A 23,947-nucleotide genomic window follows, 5' to 3' on the forward strand; every position below is an offset into this window, starting at 1 on the left:
GGCGCCGTCCCGTCTCCCCGGGCGCCACCCGGTGTCCCTTGACGCCCTTGGCGCCCCGGCCTAGCGTGCGTGATCAGACACGTCTGGACAGGTAGGAGCAGGTGGCTCGGCGATGACGCATCCGCAGGACCCGCTGGGAACCACCGACGGCAGATCCTCCGGCCGGCCCGTACAGCTGGAGATGCACGGGCTCGACGTGATCGGGGACGCGGACCGCAAGGGCACCCCGCGCACCCTGTTCTGGCCCTGGTTCGGGGCCAACGTCTCCGTTCTCGGACTGAGCTACGGCGCCTTCGCGTTCGGCTTCGGCATCTCCTTCTGGCAGGCCCTCGCCGCCGGGGTGCTCGGCATCGTCGTCTCGTTCCTGCTGTGCGGGTTCGTCGCGGTCGCAGGGAAGCGCGGGTCGGCGCCCACGATGGTGCTCAGCCGGGCGGCGTACGGGGTGCGCGGCAACCGGCTGCCGTCCGTGATCTCCTGGATTCTCACCGTCGGCTGGGAGACCGTCCTCACCGCGCTCGCCACGCTGGCCACCGCGACCGTCTTCAGCCGCCTCGGCTGGGGCGGCGGCACCGAGACCAAGGTCGTGGCCCTCCTGGTCGTGGCCGCGCTGACCGTCGTCGGCGGGGTCATGGGCTTCGACCTGATCATGCGGCTGCAGACGGCCATCACCGTGATCACGGGCGTCCTCACGATCGTCTACGTCGCCCTCGTCGCCGACCACGTCGACTGGCGCACGGTCAGCGCCGTCCCGGCCGGTTCCGCGCAGGAGTTCGTCGGGGCGCTGGTGTTCATGATGACCGGCTTCGGCCTCGGCTGGGTCAACGCCGCCGCCGACTACTCCCGTTACCTGCCCCGGAGTTCCTCCAGCCGGGGAGTGATCGGCTGGACCGCGTTCGGCGCCTCCGCGGCCCCGCTGCTCCTGCTGGTCTTCGGGCTGCTGCTGGCCGGCTCCTCCCCGGCCCTGAGCAAGGCCATCGCCGCCGACCCGATCGGCGCGCTCACCACGATCCTGCCCACGTGGTTCCTGGTGCCCTTCGCGGTGGTCGCCGTGCTCGGCCTGGTCGGTGGCGCCGTCCTCGACATCTACTCCTCGGGCCTGGCCCTGCTCTCGGCCGGACTGCGCGTGCCCCGCTACCTGGCCGCGTTCCTCGACGGCGTCCTGATGATCGCCGGCGCGGTCTACATCGTCTTCTTCGCCGGGAACTTCCTCGGCCAGTTCATGGGCTTCCTCACCACGCTCGGCGTTCCCATCGCCGCCTGGTGCGGCATCATGCTCGCCGACCTCGCACTGCGCCGCCGCGACTACGACGACGGCGACCTGTACCGCCCGCACGGCCGCTACGGCGACATCGCCCTGTCACCCCTGCTGCTCACCCTCGGCGCCACGGCCGTCGGCTGGGGCCTGGTCACCAACACCGCCGCGAGCTGGCTCACCTGGCAGGGCTACCTGCTCGGCCCGTCCGGTCTCGGCGGCAGGACCGGTGCCTGGGCGTACGCCAACCTCGGCGTCCTCGTCGCGCTGGCTCTCGCCTTCGCCGGCACCCTGCTGCTCGGCCGGCGCCGGGTGCGCGCCCAGGAGGCGCAGGCGCCGAGCCCCGTGACCGACGAGGGGGTGCTGAACCCATGACCGCCGGACACCTCGCCGTCATCGACATGCAGCGTGTCTTCGCCGACCCGGCGAGTCCCTGGGCCACTCCCCGGTACGCCGACGCGGCGGCGGGCGTCCGCAGCCTGCTGCCCGCCTTCGCCGGCCGCGTCACCTTCACCCGCTTCCTGGCCCCCGCCGAACCGGCCGGAGCCTGGCGCGCCTACTACGACCGGTGGCCCTTCGCCCTGCAGCCCCCGGACGCCGGACTCTGGCAGCTGTCCGACGAGTTCGCCGACCTGGCCGGCCCTGTCGTGGAGGCCACCACCTTCGGCAAGTGGACCCCGGAACTCGCCGCCCGCGTCGGCCCGGACGACCGTCTCGTCCTGGCCGGTGTGAGCACCGACTGCTGTGTGCTGTCCACCGCCCTGGCCGCCGCCGACGCCGGCACCGAGGTGCTGGTGGTCGCCGACGCCTGTGCGGGCGTGGACGACGACTCCCACCTCAAGACCCTGCAGATCATGGAGCTGTACCGGCCGCTGGTCCGGGTCACCACCGTCGACGACCTGCTGGCGGAGGACGGGCCATGACCGGCGTCCCGCTCAAGCACCAGCGGATCACCCGGATCCTCGCCCAGGAGATCCGCGACGGCAGCCGCGCCGCCGGCGAGCGGCTGCCCGGCGAACACGCCCTCGCCCAGCGGTTCGGCGTCAGCCGCACGACCCTCCGCGCGGCCCTCGCCGAACTGTCCGAGGAGGGCCTGATCGCCACCCGCACCGGCAAGGGCTCCTACGTCCTCTTCGACGGCCGCCCGCCGGCCGACCGGCCCGGCTGGGCCCACGCCCTGGCCCTGCGGGCCCTCGACACCACCGTGCGGACCCTCGCCGTACGCGAGACGCACGACGCCGCACTCGCCGCCGAACTCGGCCTGGAGAAGGAGGTGTTCGTGTGCGTGGAGCGCACCTGTGAGCTGGTGGCCGACGGCACCGCGGTGTCGTACGAGCGCAGTTTCCTGCCACCGGTGCCCGTCATCCGCGAGCTGCCCGCACGCGGCCTCGGCCAGGAGTCGCTCACCGAACTGCTGCAGCGGGCCGGGCTGCGGCCCGACAACGGGGAGCAGCGGGTCTCCGGGCGGCCGGTCGACGCCCAGGAGGCGGAGCTGCTGCGGCGCACGCCGGGGGACTGGTTCCTGCAGACGCGGCGGACCAGCCGGGCGGCCGACGGCTCCTTCGTCGAGCACGCCGTCGGCCTCCTCGACCCCGGCCACTTCCAGCTGGTCCTCACCTTCGGCTGACCTGCCGCCGAAAGCGCCCACGACCTCCCGGTACGACCGCGCCCGTGGTCCTGCGCGGCCTCACACCCGCCCGGGTTTCACCTTCTTTCGACACCGCGGGGCACGGGCCACCACCGGACCTCCCGCCGATCCTCACGCATGCCGCGCCCTTCCCCCGGGTACGTGAGGCGGGAGCACGCCCGGGCGCGCATGTGCCCCGGGTGGCCCGTACGACCGCCGCTACCTGGGGATCTGCCATGGAGACACCCGCACACAACGACCTGCCGACGCCTGCCCAGCAGGCGCTGGACGCGCTGACCGTGAACGCCGAGGACCAGGCCGCGCTGGACGTCCTCGCCCACAGTGACGTGCTCGTCCCGGTCCCGGACGACGCGGTCGACGGGGAGGGCGCCGACGCCACGAGCGTGGCCCTGCCCGTTCTCGAACAGCCCGGGGGCGAACCGGTCGTCCCCGTGTTCACCACGGAGGGCGAGATGGCCGAGCTGCTGCCGTTCGTCTCCCGCTACCGGCTCATACCGCTCGGCGCGCTGGCCTCCCAATGGCCCGAAGAGGACCTCTCCCTGGCCATCGACGGCAACTCCACCCACGCACTGACGCTCACGTCACAGGGGGTGCGCACGCTGCTGGCCCGCTGAGCGCGGCCCCCTGAAAGGGACCCCGCTCGCGTACCGAACTGATCATCCACGCCCTCGGGCGCGAAAATGGGCCCATGGAATACGTAGCCGGCGTGGCCGGGGCACTGGTCCTGGTGCTGGTCATGAGCAGCATCCTGCGCACACTCGTGGTACCGAGGGGCCTCTACTCCGTGCTGGTGTTCCGCCTGTGGTGGACCCTGCGCAGAATCCTGCGCCTCACGGCCGTCCGCGGCGGCTACTACGCGATCGACCGCGCCCAGACCTGGCTCGCCCCGCTCATGCTCATCGGCATGCTCGCCAGCTGGCTGGCCGGTGCGCTGCTGGGCTTCGGCCTCATGCTGTACTCGCTGTCCCCGCTGTCCTGGACCACTGCGTTCCGGGAGGCGGGGTCCAGCCTGTTCACGCTCGGTTTCGCCAGCGGAGCCCGGCTGAGACTGTCGGTGCTCGACTTCCTCGCCGCGGCCACCGGACCGGTCCTGATCGCCCTGCAGATCGCCTATCTGCCCACCCTGTACGCCGCCTACAACCGCCGCGAACTCGAGGTCACGCTGCTCCAGGCGCGGGCCGGCGAGCCCGCCTGGGGCCCGGAGATCCTCGCCCGGCAGTGGCTGGTCGACACCGAGACCGCGCTGCCGGCGCTGTACCACGCCTGGGAACGCCTCGCCTCGGACATGGGCGAGAGTCACTCCACCTATCCCGTCCTGCTGACGTTCCGTTCGCCGCGCCCGCACCGCAGCTGGCTGGTCGGACTCGTCGCCGTGATGGACGCGGCGGCGATGCAGCTGTCCCTGGACCCGCGCCTCGCCCCGCCGGAGGCCCGGCTGGTGCTGCGGGCGGGCTTCACCGCCCTGCGCGACATCGCCCGCGCGCTGCGCATCCCCTTCGACGCCGACCCCTCACCGGACGCCCCCATCCGGCTCACCTTCGCCGAGTTCGACGCGGCCGTGGCCATGCTGGAGTCGGCCGGGTTCCATGCCGAGCGCCCGCCGAAGGACGCCTGGCCGCACTTCCAGGGCTGGCGGGTCAACTACGAGGCGATCGCCTACGAGCTGTGCCGCCGCTGCGACGCCGTACCGGGGCTGTGGACCGGTCCCCGCGACTTCCCCGGCGGCCCGATCCCGCCCGAGCGCCCGGCGGACCGCCGGCCCGGCCAAGGACGGCCGGAAGTGCCCCCTGCCACCGGATAGCCCCCGGCCCGAGGCGGGAAGATCCAGCGGAGACGGATACGGACGCGCGCGAAGGAGCCGATGGTCGTGAAGGTCGTCCTGCTGGGCACCGCCGCCGGGGGCGGCTTCCCGCAGTGGAACTGCGCCTGCTCGCTGTGCGTGGCAGCCCGTGACGGCAAGCTGCCCTCCCGTACTCAGGAGTGCGCGGCCGTCACCGGCAACGGCCGCGACTGGTGGCTGCTGAACGCCTCACCCGATCTGCGCACCCAGCTCACCGCCACGCCCGCGCTGTGGCCCGGGCCCGGTCCGCGGGACACCCCGCTGCGCGGTGTCCTGCTCACCGACGCCGAGGCCGACCATGTCACCGGCCTCGGCGTGCTGCGCGGAGCGGCAGGCCTCAAGGTCTACGCCGCTCCGCCGGTCCGCGCCGTCCTGGCCCCGGCCCGCGCCGCCCTGGACCGCTACGGCCCCTGGGAATGGGTGGACAGCGTGGCCGACGGAGGATTCGTGCTGGCCGGCGGGCTGGTGGTCACGGCCCATCCGGTGGGTGTGAAGATCCCGAAGTACGTACCGGTGCAGGCGCCCCGGTCGGCCGGCCCCTGGGTCACGGCGTACCGCGTCGAGGACCTGGCCAGCGGGGGAGTGCTCGTGTACGCGCCGTGTGTGGCGGCCTGGAGCCCGGCGCTGGAGGAACTGTGCGCGCAGGCCGACTGCGTCCTGCTGGACGGCACCTTCTTCGCCGCCGACGAGATGGGCACGGCGGTGCGGTCCCCTGCGGGGCAGGCCGCCATGGGCCACCTGCCGGTCACGGGCCCGGACGGCTCGCTCGCGGCCCTGGCCCGTCATCCCGGCGCACGCCGGATCTACACCCACCTCAACAACACGAACCCGCTGCTCGACCCGGCCTCACCCGCACACGCGCGTGTCGCCGGGGCGGGCCTGGAGGTCCTGCCCGACGGGGCCGAGCTGGTGCTCTAACGCTCCTGCTCGCTCAGCATGCGCCCCAGCACGGCGCGCTGCAGCGGCAGCACCTCGGTGTGCAGCGCGCGGCCCTTGGACGTGAGCGCCACCCACACCCCGCGCCGGTCCTCCGCGCACACCGAGCGCTCCACCAGTCCGTCCTTCTCCAGCCGGCCGATCAGCCGGGACAGCGCGCTCTGGCTGAGGTGGACCCGGCCCACCAGGTTCTGCACCCGGCACTGGTCGCCCTCCGCGGGCGACTCGGAGGCCAGGATGTCCAGCACCTCGAAGTCGCTGGCGCCCAGCCCGTGCGGATGCAGCACCCGGTCGATCTCGCACATGGTGCGCGCGTGCACGGCGAGGATGTCCCGCCACCGTTCCTCGAGCCGGGCGTCGGCCGTCTTGACTGCCATGTCCGCACCGTAGCACCGATCCAGCCAATTATTGAGTGTGCAACTAGTTCGGATGTGCGGCGAGGAACGGGGCTCAGGCGGCCGGGTCCTGGAGGAGGCCGACCAGGTTGCCGTCGGGGTCCTTCACCGAGGCGATCAGCCGGCCGTTGCCGACGTCCCGCACGTCCTGGACCACCTCGGCGCCCGCCTCCAGCAGGCCCGCGAGCCGCTCCCGCAGATCGGTGACGTGCCAGAACGGCACGGGTCCGGTCAGGCCCTGAGCGTGCCCGTTCGGGTCGAGGCCGACGTCCTGGCCCTCGGCCTTGAAACCCACGTAGTACGGCTCGTTGACATAGGGCTCCACCCCCAGCAGTACGGTGAACAGGGCCTTGGCGCGGTCCTTGTCCTTGACGGGGTAGATGATCGTCTGCAGGCCGGCGGTCATGGGGCTCTCCCTCTGAGGTGCGTGGCCCGGCGGGGGCTTTCCGCCGGTGCACCTCACGCTAGGGCCGGGGAGCCCGCCACGGCTTCTTCGATCCTGACCGCTTGCGGGATCCCCACCGCTCCTCGTCGTGGTGCGGTACCCGCCCGGCTCACGCGGAAGCGCGCCGCACCACCTCCGTGGGCAGGATCACCGCTGCCGGATGGTGGTCAGTTCCCAAGTGGCCGCCGTGGCCGCCGGTGAATCGTCGAGACCGCCGACAGCGATGTCGTCCGGCACCCGCTTCCCGGCCCGGTGCAGCGCCGCCGGCACGCCCTGCGCCATCGGGCCGGAGGCGACACCGCGTCGACGTCCGGTGCCCGCGCCAGCAGCCGCGCCGCGCCCGCCTCACCGCTGGCCCGGCTGTAGTCCCCGGGGAGGATCAGGCTCTCGTCCACCCCGATCCCCGCCTCGGCCAGCACCTCCTTGTACCCGGCGAGCCGCTCCACACCACCGGGGTGTCCAGCGGACCGGTGACCACGCCGATCCGGCGCCGGCCAGCGACAGCAAGTGCCGGACCATGCCCCGGGCGACGTCCCGGTCGTCGGCGGCCACGTAACTCACCTTCGAGCCGAGCCCGACCGGCTTGCCGCAGGCGACGAGCGGTACGCCCGCCTCCCGCAGCTCCTCCGCGACCGGACCGCCGAAGTGGCCGGAGGCCGGCAGCACCCCGTCGGCGTGCCCGGCGGTGATGTACCGCGTTATCCGGCGTCATTCGTCCTCCGTCCCCGCCGGCATCAGCAGCAGCGGGATGTGGTGCGCGGCCGGCGCCTGGGTGCAACCGCGCAGCAGCACGTCGAAGTTGGGACCCTGCCACTCGCCCGCCCCGCCTGGGAGGCCACCTGGACCGCCGTCACCGGCAACGGCTGGGACCCCTCCGGCGCCGGCTCAGGCAACGGCTGGGAGAACCGGGCCCTGTTCGGCTACGACGACAAGGCGCTGTCCTCCATGACGTGGTTCAGCCATCGCCGAACCACCCCCGCGGGGCCCGGCCTTAAGGGGCGGCCGGGCCCCGCCCTGTTTTCCGGGCCCGCCCGGCGCTTCGCGGCCGCACGGCCGTTCGGTACCGGACAACGACCGACGATGCCCGGACGTGCCGGAGTCGCCCGGGCGACAGTGGGAAGACTGCGTACGAGGAGGCCGGGGACGGAGGCGGACGGATGATGGGAACTCCCTCGGGCCGGATGCGGCAGACCATCCTGGAGTGGCTCAAGGGCCCGGCGGCCCACTTCCCGGCGTACCATCGCGGCGGCCTCGGCGAGCGGGGCGTCACCGCCCGCGCGGTGGCCGCCAAACTGGGCGTGCCCCGCCGGACCGCCCGCGCCCACCTGGACTTCCTCACCCGCCTCGGCCTCCTGCGCACCCGGCGCGTCTGCTGCCGCACCTACTACCGGCGTGACGAGATCCGCATCGCCGAGGTGGCCCGGTTCTTCGAGAAGGGGTGGTGAGAGGAGCCCGGGCAGGACACAGTGGCCGGGCAGAAGGCGGCGACCGACGGCGAAAGGGCACCGCGCATGAACCGATCCACGGCACTCGTCCCGCTCCACTACGTCTCCCTGGGCGCCCGCGGCCCCGAGGACGTGGTGGCCGACGGGCACGGACGCGTGCTGACCGGGATGGAGGACGGCCGGATCCTGCGCGTCCACCACCTCGGGGACCCGCGCACGGCCCGCGTGGAGGTGCTGGCCGAGACCGGCGGCCGTCCGCTCGGGCTCGAACCGCTCCCGGACGGCGGCGTGTTGGTCTGCGACGCGGAACGCGGCCTGCTGCGCGTCGACCCCGGCGAAGGCGCCGCCGGCACCGTCCGCCTCCTCGCGGACTCGGTGGCGGGGGAGCGGCTCCGCTTCTGCAGCAACGTGGTCGCCCTGCCGGACGGCACCGTGTACTTCACCGTCTCCAGTCGCCGCTACCCGCTGGAGCAGTGGATCGGCGACATCGTCGAACACACCGGCACCGGACGGCTGCTGCGTCTCGCACCCGGGAGCGCTGAGCCGGAAGTCCTGCTGGAGGGGCTGCAGTTCGCCAACGGTCTGGCGGCCGGCGGCGACGGCTCCTTCCTGGTGCTCGCCGAGACCGGTGCCTGCCGGCTCACCCGCTACCACCTCACCGGTACGCGTGCCGGCCACAGCGATCTCTTCGCCGCGCTGCCCGGGATGCCGGACAACCTCTGGCGCGAGGGCCCCGACGGCCCGCTCTGGGTCGCGCTCGCCGGCCCCCGGGTCGCGCCGCTGGACCTGCTGCACCGCACCCCGCCCGCCGTGCGCGGCGCCGCCGCCCGTGCCGCCGTCCACGCGCCCTACCGCCCCAGCGGAACGATCGGGGTGATGGCCCTCGACGACGCCGGACGGACCGTCCACCACCTCACCCGCCGCCACTCCGGCTTCCGCATGGTCACCAGTGTCTGCGCGGCCGGCGACCACCTCGTGCTCGGCAGCCTCCGGGAACCCGGCGTCGCGGTCTGCGCACGGCCTGCCGCCCCCTGACACGGCGGTACGCTGGTGCCCGGCCGTGATCACCCGTCGGGGCAGGCCGAACAGGAGACGTAACCGCATGACAGCCCCGGAAGCCGAGAGCCTCCGTGTCCGCCCCACGCCACGGCGGCGGTCCGAGTGGCGTACCCAGATACCCGTCGTCGCGGTCGTCGCCGTCGGGGGCGCCCTCGGCGCGTGCGCCCGCTACGGCCTCACCCTCGCCTGGCCCACACCGCCCGGCGGATTCCCCTGGGCGACCTTCTGGACCAACGTCACCGGGTGTGCGGTGATCGGTGTCTTCATGGTGCTCATCACCGACGTATGGGCCGCCCACCGCCTCGTCCGCCCCTTCTTCGGCACCGGCGTGCTCGGCGGCTTCACGACCTTCTCCACCTACGCGGTCGACATCCGCAGGCTGGCCGACGCCGGCCGCCCGGGACTCGCGGTCGCCTATCTCGCCGCGACGCTGTGCGCGGCCCTCCCCGCGGTGTGGCTCGCCTCGGCGGCCGCCCGCCGGGTGCTGATCAGGAGGCAGCGATGACATCACTCACCGGCCGCGCCCTCAGGCTGACCGTCTACATCGGCGAGGACGACACCTGGCACCACAAGCCCCTCTACACGGAGATCGTGCACCGCGCGCACGCGGCCGGGCTCGCCGGGGCGAGCGTCTTCCGGGGCATCGAGGGCTTCGGCGCCTCCTCCCGCATCCACACCTCCCGGCTGCTGTCGCTGAGCGAGGACCTGCCCGTGGCGGTCGTCGTCGTGGACAGCGAGGAGCGTGTACGGGCCTTCCTGCCGCAACTCGACGAACTCGTCGGCGAGGGGCTCGTGACCCTGGAGGAGTGCGAGGTCGTGAGGTACGTGGGGCGCTCCGGCGGCCCGCGGGACACGGATCCGAAGGGTAAGAAGTCGTTGTGAACTGGCTGCTCGTCATCGCGGGGGCCGTGGTCGGGGCTCCGTTGCGCTATCTCACCGACCGTGCCGTGCAGGCCCGCCACGACTCCGTCTTCCCCTGGGGCACCTTCGTGGTGAACGTCACCGGCTCACTGGTCCTCGGACTGCTCACCGGCGCCGTTTCCGCCGGGGCCGCCGGACCACACCTGCAGCTCCTCATCGGTACGGGGCTGTGCGGCGCGCTGACGACGTACTCGACCTTCTCCTACGAGACCCTGCGGCTGACCGAGGCCGGCTCCGGCCTCTACGCTGCGGTCAACGTCGTCGCGAGCGTGATGGCGGGGCTCACCGCGGCCTTCGCCGGCGTCTCGCTCGCCGGCGCCCTGTGGGCCTAGGCGCTTGCCATACGGCGGGGCGCAGCAAGTACTGTCTACAACACTGTCGACCAACTCTCCTCAGAACTGGATCCCATGAGCGCCATCTCCGTCGGTCAGGCCGTCGTCCTCGGAGTAGTCGAGGGGGTGACCGAGTTCCTCCCGGTGTCCTCCACGGGTCACCTGAAGATCGCCGAGGGGCTCATGAGCATTCCCGTCGACGACAAGTCCGTCGTCGGGTTCTCGGCCGTCATCCAGGTCGGCGCCATCGCCGCCGTGCTCGTGTACTTCTTCAAGGACATCAAGCGGATCGTCTCCGCCTGGTTCCGCGGTCTGACCAACCGCGAGGAGCGCTACCACCACGACTACAAGTTCGCCTGGTGGGTGATCGCCGCCACCATCCCGATCGTCGTCGTCGGCCTTGCCGCCAAGCCGCTGATCGACGGCCCGCTCGGTTCCCTGTGGGTGGTCGCCGGCTCGCTGATCGTCGGCTCCGGTGTGATGTGGGCGGCCGACCAGATGGGCCGGCACAAGCGCGGGGAGGATGACACCTCCTTCAAGGACGCGATGTGGGTCGGCTGCTCCCAGATCCTCGCCCTGCTCTTCCCCGGCTTCTCCCGCTCCGGCGCCACCATGTCCACCGCGCTCATCCGGGACCTCGACCGTGTCGCCGCCACCCGCCTGTCGTTCTTCCTCGGCATCCCGGCCCTCACCGGCGCCGGCATCTACGAGCTGAAGGACGCCCTGGGCGCGGGCGTGGGCGCCGCTCCGCTGGCCGTCGGCACCGTCATCTCCTTCGTGGTCGCCTACGCCTCCATCGCCTGGCTGCTGAAGTTCGTCGCCAAGCACTCCTTCAACGCCTTCGTGATCTACCGCATCGTCATCGGCGTGGGCCTGATCGGCCTCCTCGCCACGGGTGTCCTCAGCGCCTGACCGAGCTCTCCTGATCACCCACGGGGTGCGGATGCCTGCATTCAGGCGCCGCGCCCCGTAAATGTTTCCTTACGGGACGCCTTGACAGCCCTGGCGCGCAACCCGCAGGATCGCTCCGTGAACCTGTCAGACAGCCAGACAGGTGGTCCGGTACCGCGGCGCGTCAGCGCCATGGAAGCGGTGCTCGCCCACCTCCGCGGCGCCATCGAGCGCGGCGAGTACGCCATGGGCGACAAGCTCCCCTCCGAGGCCGAGCTGTGCCGCACCCTCGAGGTGTCACGGCCGGTGCTCCGCGAGGCGCTGCGCGCGCTGCAGACGATGGGCCTGACGGTCTCCCGGACCGGCAAGGGCACCTTCGTCGTCGCGAACGCCGTGGAGGACCCCACCTTCGGCGACTACGCGGCCAGCGACCTGCTGGAAGTGCGCCGGCACATCGAGATCCCGGTCGCCGGGTACGCGGCAGCCCGCCGCACCCCGGAGAACCTGGACCACCTGGCCCACCTGCTCGACCGCATGGAGCGGGAGACGGACACCACCGCCTGGGTCGCGATGGACACCCTCTTCCACCTCGCCGTGGCCGAGGCCGCCCAGAACCCGGTCTTCCGCCGGGTCATCGAGGAGATCCGTGACGCACTGGCGCGTCAGTCGGCCTTCCTCAACGAACTGGGCGGGCGCCGCGAGCAGTCCAACCGCGAGCACCGGGCGATCGTCGAGGCGCTGATCGACGGTTCCGAACACGACGCGGTTCAGGCCATGAGCCATCACCTGGACCGCGTCGAGACGACCCTCACCGACATCGTGCGTCCCCAGCGGACGGACGACCCACCCACGGAAGGCGGACCCGAGGCGTGAGCGAGCAGCACCTCAAAGACGAGACGCGCCCCTCGTCCGGCCATGTCGACGCCGGAGACGCCGGCTACAGCAAAGGCCTGAAGCACCGGCACGTCAACATGATCGCCATCGGCGGTGCCATCGGCACCGGCCTCTTCCTCGGCGCGGGCGGCCGGCTCGCCGACGCCGGGCCCTCCCTCTTCATCGCCTACGCCGTCTGCGGCGTCTTCGCCTTCCTGGTCGTCCGGGCTCTCGGCGAACTCGTCCTGTACCGCCCGTCCTCCGGCGCCTTCGTGTCGTACGCGCGTGAGTTCCTCGGCGAGAAGGGCGCCTACACCGCGGGCTGGATGTACTTCCTGAACTGGGCCACCACCGGCATCGCCGACATCACCGCGGTCGCCACCTACACCCACTACTGGGGCATGTTCTCCGACATCCCGCAGTGGGTGATCGCGCTCATAGCCCTGGCCGTCGTCCTGACCGTGAACCTGATCTCGGTGAAGATCTTCGGCGAACTGGAGTTCTGGTTCGCGATCGTCAAGGTCGGCGCGCTCGTGGTCTTCATGTGCATCGGCATCTTCCTGCTGGTCACCCAGCACCCGGTCGCCGGCCACCACCCCGGCCCGTCCCTGATCACCGACAACGGCGGCGTCTTCCCGAACGGCCTGCTGCCCATGCTGCTGATCATCCAGGGAGTCGTCTTCGCCTACGCCTCCGTCGAGCTGGTCGGCGTCGCCGCCGGTGAGACCGAGAACCCCGAGAAGATCATGCCGAAGGCGATCAACTCGATCATGTGGCGGGTGGGTCTGTTCTACGTCGGCTCCGTCGTCCTGCTCTCGATGCTGCTGCCCTGGAACGCCTACAGCGCCGGCGAGAGCCCCTTCGTGACCGTCCTGTCGCACATCGGCATCCCGGCGGCCGGCGGCGTGATGAACCTGGTCGTGCTCACCGCCGCCATGTCCTCGCTGAACTCCGGCCTGTACTCCACCGGCCGCATCCTGCGCTCCATGGCCATGAGCGGCTCGGCCCCGAAGTTCACCGCGCGGATGAGCCGCAGCCAGGTCCCGTACGGCGGGATCCTGCTCACCAGCGGTATCTGTGTCCTCGGTGTGGCTCTCAACTACGTCGTCCCCGCGGACGCGTTCGAGATCGTCCTCAACTTCGCGGCGATCGGCATCCTCGCGACCTGGGGCATGATCATGCTCTGTCACCTGCTCTTCTGGCGGAAGACCCAGCGGAGCGAGCTGACCCGGCCGGCCTACCGGCTGCCGGGCTCTCCCTGGACCGAACTCGTGACGCTGGCGTTCCTCGCCTCCGTCCTGGTCCTCATGTACGCCGACGGCGGCGCCGGACGCACCACCGTGCTCTGTCTGCCGCTGATCGTCGCAGCGCTGGTCGCGGGCTGGTACGGCATCCGCGGCCGCACAGCGCGCCAGTCCACCGGCGCCGACGCGTGACCCGCGGTCCGGACCGCCCCGACCCCCCGATACAGGCAGTGATGTACAGCAGTTCCCCCGCCGACGCACCCGTCATACGCGAACCCCTCCACGCCCCCGTCGCCCACCTCGTCCGCGGCGGGGTCGTCGAGGGCATCCACCACGGCTCCGTCGTCGTCCTCGGCGCCGACGGCCGGGTGGAGTTCCAACTCGGCGACATCGAGGCCGCGTTCTACCCGCGCTCGGCCGTCAAACCCCTCCAGGCCGTGGCCATGCTGCGGGCCGGGCTGCCGCTCGACGGGGCACTCCTGTCGCTGGCCGCCGCGAGCCACTCCGGCGAGGAACGCCACCTCGCCGGCACCCGGCGCATCCTCGAACTCGCCGGGCTCACCGAGGACGACCTGCGCAACGTCCCCGACATGCCGTTCGACCCGGTCGTCCGGGACGCCTGGGTGCGTGCGGGCCGTACGCCCTCCCGGCTCGCCCAGAACTGCTCCGGCAAGCACGCGGCCATGCTGTGGACCGCCAAGCTCAACCGGTGGTCCCTGCACGACTACCTGGACCCGCGGCACCCGCTGCAGCAGGCGATCGAGGAGATCGTCGAGGACCTGACCGGCCAGCGGGTCGCCCGGGTCACCGTGGACGGCTGCGGAGCGCCGCTGTTCTCCATCTCCCTGCACGGGCTTGCCCGCGCCCTGTCCCGCATCACCTCGGCCGCCCCCGGCACGCCCGAGGCGCGGGTCGCCGACGCGATGCGCACGCACGCCGAGATGGCTTCCGGTACGGGACGCGACGTCGCCGCGCTGATGCGGGCCGTGCCGGGGTTGCTCGCCAAGGACGGGTTCGAGGGCGTGCAGGTCGCCGCGCTGCCCGATGGCCGGGCCGTCGCCGTGAAGATCGCCGACGGGGCGAACCGGGCGCGCGTTCCGGTGGCCGCGGCCGCGCTCGCCCGCGCGGGCGTGGATCCCGCGCTGCTGACCGAGTTCGCGGGGGAGCCGTTGCTGGGCGGTGGGGAGCCGGTGGGTTGTGTGCGTGCGGTGCGTGCGCTCGATCCGGTTCCGTTCACTGCGTGCGCGTAGTTCGCCGAACTGGAATGGGGACTGCGGGTCGTCGGCGGCCCGCCGGCCGTTTGCGGCTGGCCGCGCAGTTCCCCGCGTCCCCTTCGGGGCGCCTTCACCTCCGTACCTCAGAAAGAGGACCGTTTCCTCATGACCGCCGCCACCACCCGCAGCGAACACGACCTGCTCGGCGACCGTGACGTACCCGCCGACGCGTACTGGGGTGTCCACACCCTGCGTGCGACGGAGAACTTCCCCATCACCGGCACCCCGATCTCCGCCTACCCGCACCTGATCGACGCCCTGGCCGCCGTCAAGGAGGCCGCCGCCCTCGCCAACGAGGAACTCGGCCTGCTGGAGCCGGAGAAGGCCGCCGCCATCGTGGCGGCCTGCCGCGAGATCCGCGACGGCAAGCTGCACGACCAGTTCGTCGTCGACGTCATCCAGGGCGGCGCCGGCACGTCCACGAACATGAACGCCAACGAGGTCGTGGCGAACCGCGCGCTGGAACTGCTCGGCCACGCCAGGGGCGAGTACACGCACCTGCACCCCAACGAGCACGTCAACCTCGGCCAGTCGACCAACGACGTCTACCCGACCGCCGTCAAGGTGGCGACGGTGTTCGCGGTCCGTGGACTGCTCAAGGCCATGGCCGTCCTGCAGGACTCGTTCGCCCGCAAGGCCGTCGAGTTCCGTGACGTGCTCAAGATGGGCCGTACGCAGTTGCAGGACGCGGTGCCGATGACGCTCGGCCAGGAGTTCTCCGCCTTCGCCGTCATGATCGAGGAGGACCGCAGCCGTCTCGCCGAGGCCGTCGAGCTGATCCAGGAGATCAACCTGGGCGCCACCGCGATCGGCACCGGCCTCAACGCCCCTGCCGGCTACGCCGAGGCCGCCCGCCGGCACCTGTCCGCCATCACCGGGCTGCCGCTGGTCACCGCCGCCAACCTGGTCGAGGCCACCCAGGACTGCGGTGCCTTCGTGCAGATGTCCGGCGTGCTCAAGCGGATCGCGGTCAAGCTCTCCAAGAGCTGCAACGACCTGCGGCTGCTGTCCTCCGGTCCGCGCGCGGGCCTCGGTGAGATCAACTTGCCGCCGGTGCAGGCCGGTTCGTCCATCATGCCCGGCAAGGTCAACCCGGTGATCCCCGAAGTGGTCAACCAGGTCGCCTTCGAGGTGATCGGCAACGACGTCGCCATCACCATGGCCGCCGAGGCCGGACAGCTCCAGCTCAACGCCTTCGAACCGATCATCCTGCACTCGCTGTCGGAGTCGATCACCCACCTGCGCAGCGCCTGTCTGACACTGGCCGAGCGGTGCGTCAACGGCATCTCCGCCAACACCGAGCGGCTGCGCGCCACCGTCGAGAACTCCATCGGCCTGGTCACCGCGCTCAACCCGCACATCGGGTACACCGCCGCGACCGACATCGCCAAGGAGGCCCTCGTCACGGGCCGCGGAGTGGCGGAGCTGGTGCTGGAGAAGGGCCTGTTGCCGGCCGAGCGGCTCGCCGAGCTGCTGCGCCCCGAGATCGTCGCCGGCAGCGGGGCACCGGCCGCCTGACCTGCGGCGACGCGAGGCCGATTGCGCTCCGGGAGCGAGTGGGAGGCACAATGGTGATCATGACAACGACGTCGTCCCTCACCTTCCTGCCGGTCCTGGAGCGCATCGCCGAGGAGATGGAACGCACGCCCGGCCGCGGCCGGGCGGCCGACTACATACCGGCCCTCGCCGCGCTCGATCCCCGCCGGTTCGGCATGGCCGTCGCCGAGCTGGACGGCACGGTGTACGGGGTGGGGGAGTGGCGCGAGCCGTTCTCGACGCAGTCCATCACGAAGGTCTTCACGCTCGCCCTGGACCTCGCCCGCGAGGGCGACGAACTGTGGGAGCACGTCGGCCGCGAGCCCTCGGGCAACCCCTTCAACTCCCTGGTCCAGCTGGAGTACGAGAACGGCATCCCGCGGAACCCCTTCATCAACGCGGGCGCCCTCGTCGTCACCGACCGCCTCCAGACCCGTACCGGAGACGCGGCCGGGGAGCTGCTGGCCTTTCTGCGCGCCGAGAGCGGCAACGCCTCCCTGGACTTCGACCAGGAGGTCGCCGTCTCCGAGAGCGCCCACGGCGACCGCAACGCCGCCCTGGCCCATTTCATGGCGTCCTACGGCAACATCGACAACGACGTGCCGACCCTGCTCGACCAGTACTTCCGGCAGTGTTCGATCGCCGCCTCCTGCGCCGACCTGGCCCTCGCCACCGGCTTCCTGGCCCGGCACGGCATCCGCGCCGACGGCGGCCGTCTGCTCACCCGCAGCCAGGCCAAGCAGGTCAACGCGGTGATGCTGACCTGCGGGACGTACGACGCGGCCGGGAACTTCGCCTACCGCGTGGGGCTGCCCGGCAAGAGCGGGGTCGGAGGCGGGATCATCGCGGTCGTACCCGGCCGGTGCACGCTGTGCGTGTGGAGCCCGGGGCTGGACGAACGCGGCAACTCGGTGGCCGGGGTGGCGGCCCTCGACCGGTTCACGACCCTCACCGGGCTCTCGGTGTTCTGACGGGACGTGCCGACGACAGGCCACGACGAACCCGCAGCCGGCCACACGCCCCCACTCACCGGTTACATCGCCGCCCCCGCCCGGCAGGACTGTCGTCGCCTTCCGGCCACCCGGCGTTGACACGCTGCCCCAGTGTTGGCCATGGCATTCCCCGTCGATCTCCGCCGCTGCCGGCTGCTCGGGCTGGCCGGTACCGCCTTCCTCGCGCTGGGCGGTGAGACAGCCGGTGCTCTGCCCGTCCAGGACCTCCTGGCACCGGCCTCGGCGCAGGCCGCGCTGGGCCTGGTCGGCGTCTACTTCGGTGTCGTGCTGCTCGTCGCGGCCTGGGTGCTCCTCGGCCGTCTGGTGCGCGGCCCCCAGCCACCCACCCCGCGCGCCCTGCTGGTGGTGCTCGCCGTGTGGGCCGCTCCGCTGCTGCTCGCACCGCCGCTGTTCAGCCGCGACGTCTACAGCTACCTCGCGCAGGGCGCCATGGCCGACGCCCACATGGACGTCTACGCCCACGGGCCCGCTGTGCTCGGCGGCCCGCTCGCCGACGAGGTCGCCCCGATGTGGCAGCACACCGGCGCCCCGTACGGGCCCGCCTTCCTGGCGGTGGCCTCCGCCCTGTCGGGCCTCACCCGCGGCCAGCTCCCGGCCGGCCTGCTGGGCATGCGCCTGGTCGCCCTGCTGGGCGTGGCCCTGATGGCGGCGGCGCTGCCCCGCCTGGCCCGGCACAGCGGTGCCGACCCGGCCGCCGCGCTGTGGCTCGGCGCCCTCAATCCGCTCGTCCTGCTGCACCTGGTGGCCGGCGCCCACAACGACGCCATCATGCTCGGGCTGCTGGGTCTGGGTCTGGTCGCCGCGCGCGGTCGCTGGCCCGCGCTCGGCGCCGTCCTCGTCACCCTCGCCGCGCTGGTCAAGGCGCCCGCCGCCCTCGGCCTCCTGGCCGTCCTGGCCCTCCAGGTCCGCTCCGGCCGCCGCCCGCTGCCGGCCGTCCTGACCACGGCGGCCGCCTCCGCCCTGACCACGGTCACCGCCACCGCCGTCGCCGGTACCGGCTACGGCTGGATCGGCGCCCTGGACACCCCGGTCTCACCGCAGAACTGGGCCCTGACCAGCCTGGCCGGACGCGCCACCGGCGCCCTGCTGCAACACCTCGGCAGCAGCCTGGCCCCGCTGGCCGTCCCGGCCTGGCACCTGCTCGGTATCGCGCTCACCGCCGTCGCCGTCGGGCTGATATGGCTCCGGCTGCGCCTCAGACCGGTGTACGCCCTCGGGCTCAGCCTGCTGACGGTCGCCGTGTTCGGCCCGGCGATCCGGCCCTGGTACGTGCTGTGGGGCCTGTTCCTCATCGCCGCCGGCGCCCCCAACACCTCGGTACGGCACCGGGTCGCGGCCCTGGCAGGCGTCCTCGCCCTCGCCGTCCTGCCGAGCGGCGGCCCGGCGGACCCCGGCCAGCTGGTGCTCGCCGTCTCCGGCGGAGTGCTCGGCGTGATCGTCCTGTGGCAGGCCCACCAGGCGGCCCAGGCCCCGGTGCCGGGACGTACGGCGTGAGCGGGCCACTGCGACCCCGTACGGACCGCGGCCGCGCCCTGCTGGTCCTCGCGCTTGTCGCGGCCGTCACGGTCTTCACCGCCACCGTGCCGCTGCTGCGCGGCTTCTTCGACCTGCGCGTCTACTACGGCACCGTGCACACCTGGGCGCACCACGGCGGCCGGATCTACGACTACCAGGTGCCGGGCACCTCGTACGGCTTCACCTATCCGCCGTTCGCGGCGGTCGCCATGCTGCCGCTGGCCCTGCTCGACCGTACCTCGGCGATCCTGGCGTCCCTGCTGGTCAACCTGGCCGCGCTGGCGGTGGTCCTGCGGATCCTGGCCGGGCCGGACCGGCGGCAGGGCTGGTACCGGTGGTCGCTCTGCCTGTGCCTGCTCGCCCTGTTCGAGCCGCTGCGGGACACCTTCAGCTTCGGCCAGGTCAACCTGGTCCTGCTGGCCCTCGTCCTCGGGGACTGCCTGCTGCTGACCACCGGCCGGGAGCGCTGGGCGGGCGCCGGGATCGGGCTCGCCGCCGCCGTGAAGCTGACTCCCGCCCTGTTCATCGGCCTGCTGCTGCTCGCCGGGCGGCGCCGGGCGGCCGGCCTCGCCACGGCCGTCGCCGCCGCGGCGACCGCGCTGGCGGCCTGGGCGGACCCCGGGGCGTCCCGTGTCTACTGGACCGAGGCGCTGTGGGACACCGGCCGGGTGGGCCGGCTCGCCTACGTGTCCAACCAGTCGCTGCAGGGCGTGCTGGCCCGCCTCGGCGAGCCGGGCCGCCCGCTGTGGGCGACGGCGGTCCTGCTGACCCTGTGCGTCTGGGCGTGGCGGACCCGCAGGGCGGTGACGGCCGGCGACTGGACGGCGGCCTTCGCGCTCACCGGGGCGGCGGCCTGCCTGGTCAGCCCCATCACCTGGGTGCACCACCTGGTGTGGCTGCTGCCGTCCTTCGCGGTACTGGTGCGCGCCGGGCACCTGCGGATCGCGGGCGCCCTGTACGCGGTGCTGTGCACGAGCGTGGTCTGGCTGTGGGTCGACGGCGCCTTCGGCATCGGCGGGTTCCTCGGCAGCAACACCTACACGTGGATCACGCTGGGACTGCTGCTCGGACTGCCGACGGGTCAGCCGCGGGCGGCCCGGCTGCCCTTCGCCCGCAACGCCAGCGCCACGGCTCCCGCGCCGAGCCCGGAGAGCCCCACGACGACGGCGGTGGCCGACCAGTCCGAGTCGCCGTCCTGCGCCCGTGACGTGGCAGCGGCCACCGGTGCGGCCGCGGACGCCGTGGACGACTTGGCGCGCAGCGCGTCCAGCGAGCCGACCGGATCCACCCGCCCGGCCGCCGCGAAGCCCCAGTCGAGCAGTTGGCGTGCCTCCTCGTACACGGCCAGCCCGCCGCCCTCCTGAGGGTTCATCACGGTCACCACGAGCGTGCGCCCACCTCTGCGGGCCGCGGCCACCAGGGTGTTGCCCGCGTTGGTGGTGTAGCCGTTCTTGACGCCGATCAGCCCCGGATACGGCGCCACCCCGTCCTCGCCGGTCAGCAGCCGGTTGGTGTTCTCGATGCCGTACGACGAGCCCTCACCTGGGAACTGCGCCTGGGCGGTGGAGCAGTAGCGGGCGAAGTCGGGGTTGCGCAGCCCGTCCCGGCCGAAGACGGCCAGGTCGTAGGCGGAGGACACCTGGCCGGGGGCGTCGTAGCCGTCGGGGGACACGACATGCGTGTCCAGGGCGCCGAGCGTGCGTGCCTTGCGCTGCATCCGGGCGACCGTGGTCTGCCAGCCGCCGTTCAGCGAGGCGAGCACGTGCACGGCGTCGTTGCCGGAGCTGAGGAAGACCCCGCGCCACAGGTCGGCCACCTGGTAGGAGTGCCCCTCCTCGACGCCGACCAGGCTGCTGCCCGGGCCGATGTCCGCCAGCTCCTCGTCGCGCACGGTGTGCTGCATCCCGGCGGGCAGCGTCGGCAGCACGGTCAGGGCGAACAGCGTCTTCAGGGTGCTCGCCGGCGGCAGCTTGCGGTGCGCTTCGTTCGCGGCCAGCACCTCCCCGCTGTCCGCGTCGGCCACCGCCCAGGACAGCGCCGACAGCTCCGGCACCACGGGCGCGCCCCGGTGTGGCCTGACCTGGGTGCCTGAGCGGTAGAGCAGGGACGGCCCGGGCATCGCCGCCCGGGGTCCGGGCGGGGCGGGCTCGCCGGCACGGGGACCGGCGGAGGCGGCGGCCGGTGCGAGTGCCAGCACGCCCGCCACGCACACGGAACAAGCCGACACGGCCGTCCGATGAGAAAGGGCTGTGAACATATGATCAACGTACGAACGGGGGCGCCGTCCTTCGCGCTGTGGGGGCCGTTCGGCCCACCGGAGCAACCCGGATGCCGCACCCCGCCCGTCCGCGGACAGGTCAGCCGGACGGCAGGGTGGGCCGGATCTGCCGCAGGAACGCGGCGTTGTCCGGGGTGGAGCGCAGCCGCTCCAGCAGGGTCTCCAGGCCGGACGGCCCGCTGTCGCGGGAGCGCAGGACCCGGCGCAGGCCGTGGACGGCCGTCAACTCGGCCGGGGGGAGCAGGAGTTCCTCGCGTCGGGTGCCGGTGCCCTCGAGGTCCACAGCGGGGAAGAGGCGGCGGGCGGCGGCTTCGCGGTCGAGCCGCAGCTCCATGTTGCCCGTGCTCTTCAGCTCCTCGAAGTAGTAGCCGTCGGCGCGGGAGCCGGTGTCGACCAGGACGGTGGCGAGGATGGTCAGTGAGCCGCCCTCCTCGGCCTGGCGGGCGGCGCCGAAGAACCGCTTGGGGCCGAGCAGTGCGCCCGCGTCGACACCGCCGCTCAGGGTGCGGCCGCCGGCGGCGGAGGCGTTGTTGTGGGCCCGGCACAGCCGGGTCAGCGAGTCCAGCAGGACGACGACGTCCTCACCGGCCTCCACCAGGCGCTTGGCCCGCTCGACGACCAGCTCGGCGAGGGCGATGTGGTCCTTGGGCGTCCGGTCGAAGGTGGACGCGTACACCTCGCCGCGCACCGAGCGGCGCATCTCGGTGACCTCCTCGGGGCGCTCGTCCAGCAGCAGGACCATCAGCCGGCACTCGGGATGGTTGCCGGCCACGGCGGCGGCCAGCTGCTGGAGGAGCACCGTCTTGCCGCTCTTGGGTGGGGCCACGATGAGTCCGCGCTGGCCCTTGCCGACCGGTGCGAAGAGATCCGTGACGCGCCCGGCCGGGCCGGATGCGGGATGTTCGAGGCGGATGCGGTCGTGCGGATGGAGCGGGGTGAGGTCGCGGAAGTGGCGCCGGCCACGCAGGTCCGCCGGGTCGTGTCCGTCGACGCGGGTGACCTCGGCCAGGGCGCGCCGGTCACCCCGGAGGCCCTCGACGAGGTCGCCCTTGCGCAGCCCGTGGCGCCGGATCAGGGCCGGCGCGACCTGGGGGTCGGCGGGGGAGGGGAGGAGGCTCGCGGCCCGCAGATGCCCCTTCCCGTGCGCGTCGATGTCGAGGACACCGGTGACGAGCCGGGGAGCAGGGGCCTGCTGGACCACGGGAGGGTGTTCGAGTGCGGTGGTCATCGTGGGAGGTCCTTTCACGGACGGAAGAAGACAGGGGGGAAGGGAGGGAGGGGCCGCGAGAGGGAGGCGTCGGAAGCTGCCTCCGGGCGGCGGGAACGGCACCTCGGGTACGGCGCGGACGCCCAGGTCACGAGGTGGTGCCAGGAAGAAGCCCGGGCCGGTCGGAAACCTCGGCCAAGGGGCTGATGGAGAAAGAACGGCACCGGTGTCCGTACGACGGGACACGCACATGCACTGATCGCACTATACCCGTGCGCTCGGTCGGGTCAACATCGGGGCGCCCACCACTGTTCCCCGGGAACGCCGCCCGGCCGCCCAGACCGTAACGATCCCGGACGTCAGGGGACTTCACCGGCAACCGTCGACTATGTTCTGGACATGTCCACGCCCCCGCAGCCCCCGCAGCCGGCCGACCAGCCGCCCCCACAGCCCCAGCAGCCCGCGCAGCAACCGGCTGTGCCGCCGCAGCCGACGGCCTATCCCTATCCGAACCCTCAGTCCCCGCCGCCGGGCGCCTTCTACGCGCAGCCCACGCTGGTCGGCCCGCCCGCTGCCCAGCCGGTGCCCGGACAGCCGGGAGTGCCGGGCCAGTTCGGCCAGCCGGGCCAGTTGGGCCAGGCAGGGCAGTTCGGTCAGCCGGGTCAGCCACAGCCGGCGAACCCGTACGCCCAGGCTGCTCCGTTCGGGCCCGCGGTGCCCGTCCAGCCGTCCGGTGGCGGCGGGGCCGGCAGGGCGGTGCTGTGGGCCGCGGTCGGCGCGGTCGTCGCCTCCGCCGCCTGGGCGGCCGGTGTCTTCCTCCTCGGCGGCAGGGGCGACGGCGCGGACCTGCGCGGCTACGCGGCGCCCTCCGACCTGTGCTCCAGAGCCGACTACTCCTCCTTCAAGGACGAGTACCCCGCCGGCGACTCCTCGCCGGCCAGGAACGCGCTCAAGAACCCGGCGCTGGACGAGAGTTACTGCAGCCTGGGCCTGAAGAAGACCGGTTCGTCGTACGCCGACGCCTATCTGTCCCTGCAGGTGGACCTGCACAGGAAGACCGATCCGGGACCCGAGTTCACCGCCACGTGGAAGAACTACGGTGACAGCCACACCGGTTACGACGTCTCCCCGGTCAGCGGCATCGGCGACGAGGCCTACCTCGTCAGCCAGGACACCGCCGGCGGCTCCACCAGCAGCGGCTCCCGCTACGCCACGCTCGCCGTCCGCGACGGCTGGGTGACGTACACGATGAGCTACAGCGTCTACTTCACCTCCTACGACCAGGACAAGAACCCGCCCGCGCTCAGCGACGTGGACGAGTGGCTGAAGAAGGACGCCAAGGCCACCCTGGGCCGGCTGAAGGGCTGACCGTCAGCGCCCCTCGCTCACGCCGACCGTGCCTCCGCCTCCTTGGCGATCTGGTCGAACCGCGCGCCCATGGCCTCGGCGAGGGCACGGGCGCCGGACAGCGGGCGGACCATGACCATGAAGTCGTCGATCAGGCCTTCCTCGTTCACGTGCAGGAAGTCGCAGCCGGTCAGCTCACGGTCCCCGACGCGGGCCGTGAAGACCAGCGCGTGGTCGGCGCCGGCGGGGTCGTCGATCTCGCGGACGTAGCGGAAGTCCTGGAACACCTGGGAGACCGCGCGCAGGATCGCCGCGGTGATCGCCTTGCCCGGGTACGGCTTGTGGACGACCGGGCTGGTGAAGACGACGTCCTTGGCCAGCAGCGCCTCGACGGCGTCCATGTCCCCGGCCTCCACCGCCTCGCGGAACGCACGCATCGGCTCACCTCGCATAGTCAATTAATTGAATAGGTGCGGATGAGACTAATCAACGGCTG

General features: G+C 72.5%; 24 protein-coding genes and 2 pseudogenes. 20 read left to right on the top strand and 6 right to left on the bottom strand.

Annotated elements, in window-relative coordinates; all coding sequences use genetic code 11:
• The first annotated feature begins 112 nt into the window (after positions 1-112).
• The 6 genes from ACZ7HQ_RS17625 to pqqB all read left to right on the top strand — a co-directional run bounded on the left by ACZ7HQ_RS17625 (position 113) and on the right by pqqB (position 5,658).
• On the top strand, positions 113-1,627 hold the full coding sequence (locus ACZ7HQ_RS17625) for a purine-cytosine permease family protein (RefSeq protein ID WP_470990356.1): 1,515 nt from the start codon (positions 113-115) through the stop codon (positions 1,625-1,627).
• Positions 1,624-2,175, top strand: coding sequence for a cysteine hydrolase family protein (locus tag ACZ7HQ_RS17630; RefSeq protein WP_470990358.1), 552 nt, complete (start codon positions 1,624-1,626; stop codon positions 2,173-2,175). Before ACZ7HQ_RS17625 ends, ACZ7HQ_RS17630 begins: the two co-directional genes overlap by 4 nt.
• Complete coding sequence (locus ACZ7HQ_RS17635; protein WP_470990360.1) at positions 2,172-2,879, top strand: GntR family transcriptional regulator; 708 nt, start codon at positions 2,172-2,174, stop codon at positions 2,877-2,879. Before ACZ7HQ_RS17630 ends, ACZ7HQ_RS17635 begins: the two co-directional genes overlap by 4 nt.
• Positions 2,880-3,115: 236 nt before the next feature.
• Positions 3,116-3,514, top strand: coding sequence for an SseB family protein (locus ACZ7HQ_RS17640; RefSeq protein ID WP_470990362.1), 399 nt, complete (start codon positions 3,116-3,118; stop codon positions 3,512-3,514).
• A 74-nt stretch (positions 3,515-3,588) separates the two neighbouring features.
• Positions 3,589-4,701: a hypothetical protein gene (locus tag ACZ7HQ_RS17645; RefSeq protein WP_470990364.1), complete on the top strand. Its 1,113-nt coding sequence runs from the start codon at positions 3,589-3,591 to the stop codon at positions 4,699-4,701.
• A gap of 60 nt (positions 4,702-4,761) precedes the next feature.
• Entirely contained in the window at positions 4,762-5,658 is an 897-nt protein-coding gene (pqqB, locus tag ACZ7HQ_RS17650; RefSeq protein ID WP_470990366.1) for a pyrroloquinoline quinone biosynthesis protein PqqB, read from the top strand.
• Here the strand turns inward: pqqB and ACZ7HQ_RS17655 are convergent.
• The 3 genes and pseudogenes from ACZ7HQ_RS17655 to ACZ7HQ_RS17665 all read right to left on the bottom strand — a co-directional run.
• On the bottom strand, positions 5,655-6,053 hold the full coding sequence (locus ACZ7HQ_RS17655) for a MarR family winged helix-turn-helix transcriptional regulator (RefSeq protein ID WP_470990368.1): 399 nt from the start codon (positions 6,051-6,053) through the stop codon (positions 5,655-5,657). The two genes, pqqB and ACZ7HQ_RS17655, sit on opposite strands and share 4 nt — an antisense overlap.
• Before the next feature lie 73 nt (positions 6,054-6,126).
• Positions 6,127-6,477 carry a VOC family protein gene (locus ACZ7HQ_RS17660; protein ID WP_470990370.1) on the bottom strand — a complete coding sequence of 117 codons (351 nt, stop codon included), beginning with the start codon at positions 6,475-6,477 and terminating at the stop codon, positions 6,127-6,129.
• Positions 6,478-6,669: 192 nt separating this feature from the next.
• Positions 6,670-7,329, bottom strand: a pseudogene (locus ACZ7HQ_RS17665) (LacI family DNA-binding transcriptional regulator); the annotation flags it as partial.
• Positions 7,330-7,673: 344 nt separating this feature from the next.
• Here ACZ7HQ_RS17665 and ACZ7HQ_RS17670 point away from each other — a divergent pair.
• The 13 genes from ACZ7HQ_RS17670 to ACZ7HQ_RS17730 all read left to right on the top strand — a co-directional run bounded on the left by ACZ7HQ_RS17670 (position 7,674) and on the right by ACZ7HQ_RS17730 (position 19,983).
• Positions 7,674-7,961 (top strand): helix-turn-helix domain-containing protein, encoded by a 288-nt coding sequence (locus tag ACZ7HQ_RS17670; RefSeq protein WP_470990372.1) that lies wholly within the window; start codon positions 7,674-7,676, stop codon positions 7,959-7,961.
• A 66-nt stretch (positions 7,962-8,027) separates the two neighbouring features.
• Entirely contained in the window at positions 8,028-8,996 is a 969-nt protein-coding gene (locus ACZ7HQ_RS17675; RefSeq protein ID WP_470990374.1) for an SMP-30/gluconolactonase/LRE family protein, read from the top strand.
• A gap of 67 nt (positions 8,997-9,063) precedes the next feature.
• A complete protein-coding gene (gene crcB / locus ACZ7HQ_RS17680) occupies positions 9,064-9,525 on the top strand; it encodes a fluoride efflux transporter CrcB (protein WP_470990376.1) in 462 nt (153 codons plus the stop codon).
• Positions 9,522-9,902, top strand: a complete 381-nt coding sequence (locus ACZ7HQ_RS17685; RefSeq protein WP_470990378.1) for a DUF190 domain-containing protein — start codon at positions 9,522-9,524, stop codon at positions 9,900-9,902. The genes crcB (ACZ7HQ_RS17680) and ACZ7HQ_RS17685 overlap by 4 nt, the downstream gene beginning before the upstream one ends.
• Entirely contained in the window at positions 9,899-10,273 is a 375-nt protein-coding gene (gene crcB / locus ACZ7HQ_RS17690; RefSeq protein WP_470990380.1) for a fluoride efflux transporter CrcB, read from the top strand. Before ACZ7HQ_RS17685 ends, crcB (ACZ7HQ_RS17690) begins: the two co-directional genes overlap by 4 nt.
• A gap of 75 nt (positions 10,274-10,348) precedes the next feature.
• Positions 10,349-11,185, top strand: coding sequence for an undecaprenyl-diphosphate phosphatase (locus ACZ7HQ_RS17695; protein ID WP_470990382.1), 837 nt, complete (start codon positions 10,349-10,351; stop codon positions 11,183-11,185).
• 171 nt (positions 11,186-11,356) lie between these two features.
• Entirely contained in the window at positions 11,357-12,037 is a 681-nt protein-coding gene (locus ACZ7HQ_RS17700; protein ID WP_470990707.1) for a FadR/GntR family transcriptional regulator, read from the top strand.
• Positions 12,034-13,473, top strand: a complete 1,440-nt coding sequence (locus ACZ7HQ_RS17705) for an amino acid permease (protein ID WP_470990385.1) — start codon at positions 12,034-12,036, stop codon at positions 13,471-13,473. The genes ACZ7HQ_RS17700 and ACZ7HQ_RS17705 overlap by 4 nt, the downstream gene beginning before the upstream one ends.
• Before the next feature lie 41 nt (positions 13,474-13,514).
• On the top strand, positions 13,515-14,531 hold the full coding sequence (locus ACZ7HQ_RS17710) for an asparaginase (protein ID WP_470990387.1): 1,017 nt from the start codon (positions 13,515-13,517) through the stop codon (positions 14,529-14,531).
• Positions 14,532-14,660: 129 nt separating this feature from the next.
• Positions 14,661-16,073, top strand: coding sequence for an aspartate ammonia-lyase (gene aspA / locus ACZ7HQ_RS17715; protein ID WP_470990388.1), 1,413 nt, complete (start codon positions 14,661-14,663; stop codon positions 16,071-16,073).
• Between the two features lie 50 nt (positions 16,074-16,123).
• The gene (locus ACZ7HQ_RS17720; RefSeq protein ID WP_470990390.1) at positions 16,124-17,062 is read left to right on the top strand and encodes a glutaminase; all 939 of its coding nucleotides are present in this window, start codon (positions 16,124-16,126) and stop codon (positions 17,060-17,062) included.
• Between the two features lie 141 nt (positions 17,063-17,203).
• On the top strand, positions 17,204-18,598 hold the full coding sequence (gene mptB, locus ACZ7HQ_RS17725) for a polyprenol phosphomannose-dependent alpha 1,6 mannosyltransferase MptB (RefSeq protein WP_470990392.1): 1,395 nt from the start codon (positions 17,204-17,206) through the stop codon (positions 18,596-18,598).
• Positions 18,595-19,983 carry a glycosyltransferase 87 family protein gene (locus ACZ7HQ_RS17730; protein ID WP_470990394.1) on the top strand — a complete coding sequence of 463 codons (1,389 nt, stop codon included), beginning with the start codon at positions 18,595-18,597 and terminating at the stop codon, positions 19,981-19,983. The genes mptB and ACZ7HQ_RS17730 overlap by 4 nt, the downstream gene beginning before the upstream one ends.
• Positions 19,984-20,042: 59 nt before the next feature.
• Here the strand turns inward: ACZ7HQ_RS17730 and ACZ7HQ_RS17735 are convergent.
• Positions 20,043-20,876 (bottom strand): annotated as a pseudogene (locus tag ACZ7HQ_RS17735) (D-alanyl-D-alanine carboxypeptidase family protein); the annotation flags it as partial.
• Positions 20,877-20,976: 100 nt separating this feature from the next.
• Positions 20,977-22,125 (bottom strand): transcription termination factor Rho, encoded by a 1,149-nt coding sequence (gene rho / locus ACZ7HQ_RS17740; RefSeq protein WP_470990396.1) that lies wholly within the window; start codon positions 22,123-22,125, stop codon positions 20,977-20,979.
• A gap of 378 nt (positions 22,126-22,503) precedes the next feature.
• Here rho and ACZ7HQ_RS17745 point away from each other — a divergent pair, with 378 nt between their 5' ends.
• The gene (locus ACZ7HQ_RS17745) at positions 22,504-23,472 is read left to right on the top strand and encodes a hypothetical protein (protein WP_470990398.1); all 969 of its coding nucleotides are present in this window, start codon (positions 22,504-22,506) and stop codon (positions 23,470-23,472) included.
• A 17-nt stretch (positions 23,473-23,489) separates the two neighbouring features.
• Here the strand turns inward: ACZ7HQ_RS17745 and ACZ7HQ_RS17750 are convergent, their stop codons facing one another.
• Positions 23,490-23,888 carry a nuclear transport factor 2 family protein gene (locus ACZ7HQ_RS17750; RefSeq protein ID WP_470990400.1) on the bottom strand — a complete coding sequence of 133 codons (399 nt, stop codon included), beginning with the start codon at positions 23,886-23,888 and terminating at the stop codon, positions 23,490-23,492.
• Between the last annotated feature and the right edge of the window lie 59 nt (positions 23,889-23,947).

The organism is Streptomyces sp. NPDC037290, assembly GCF_055603245.1.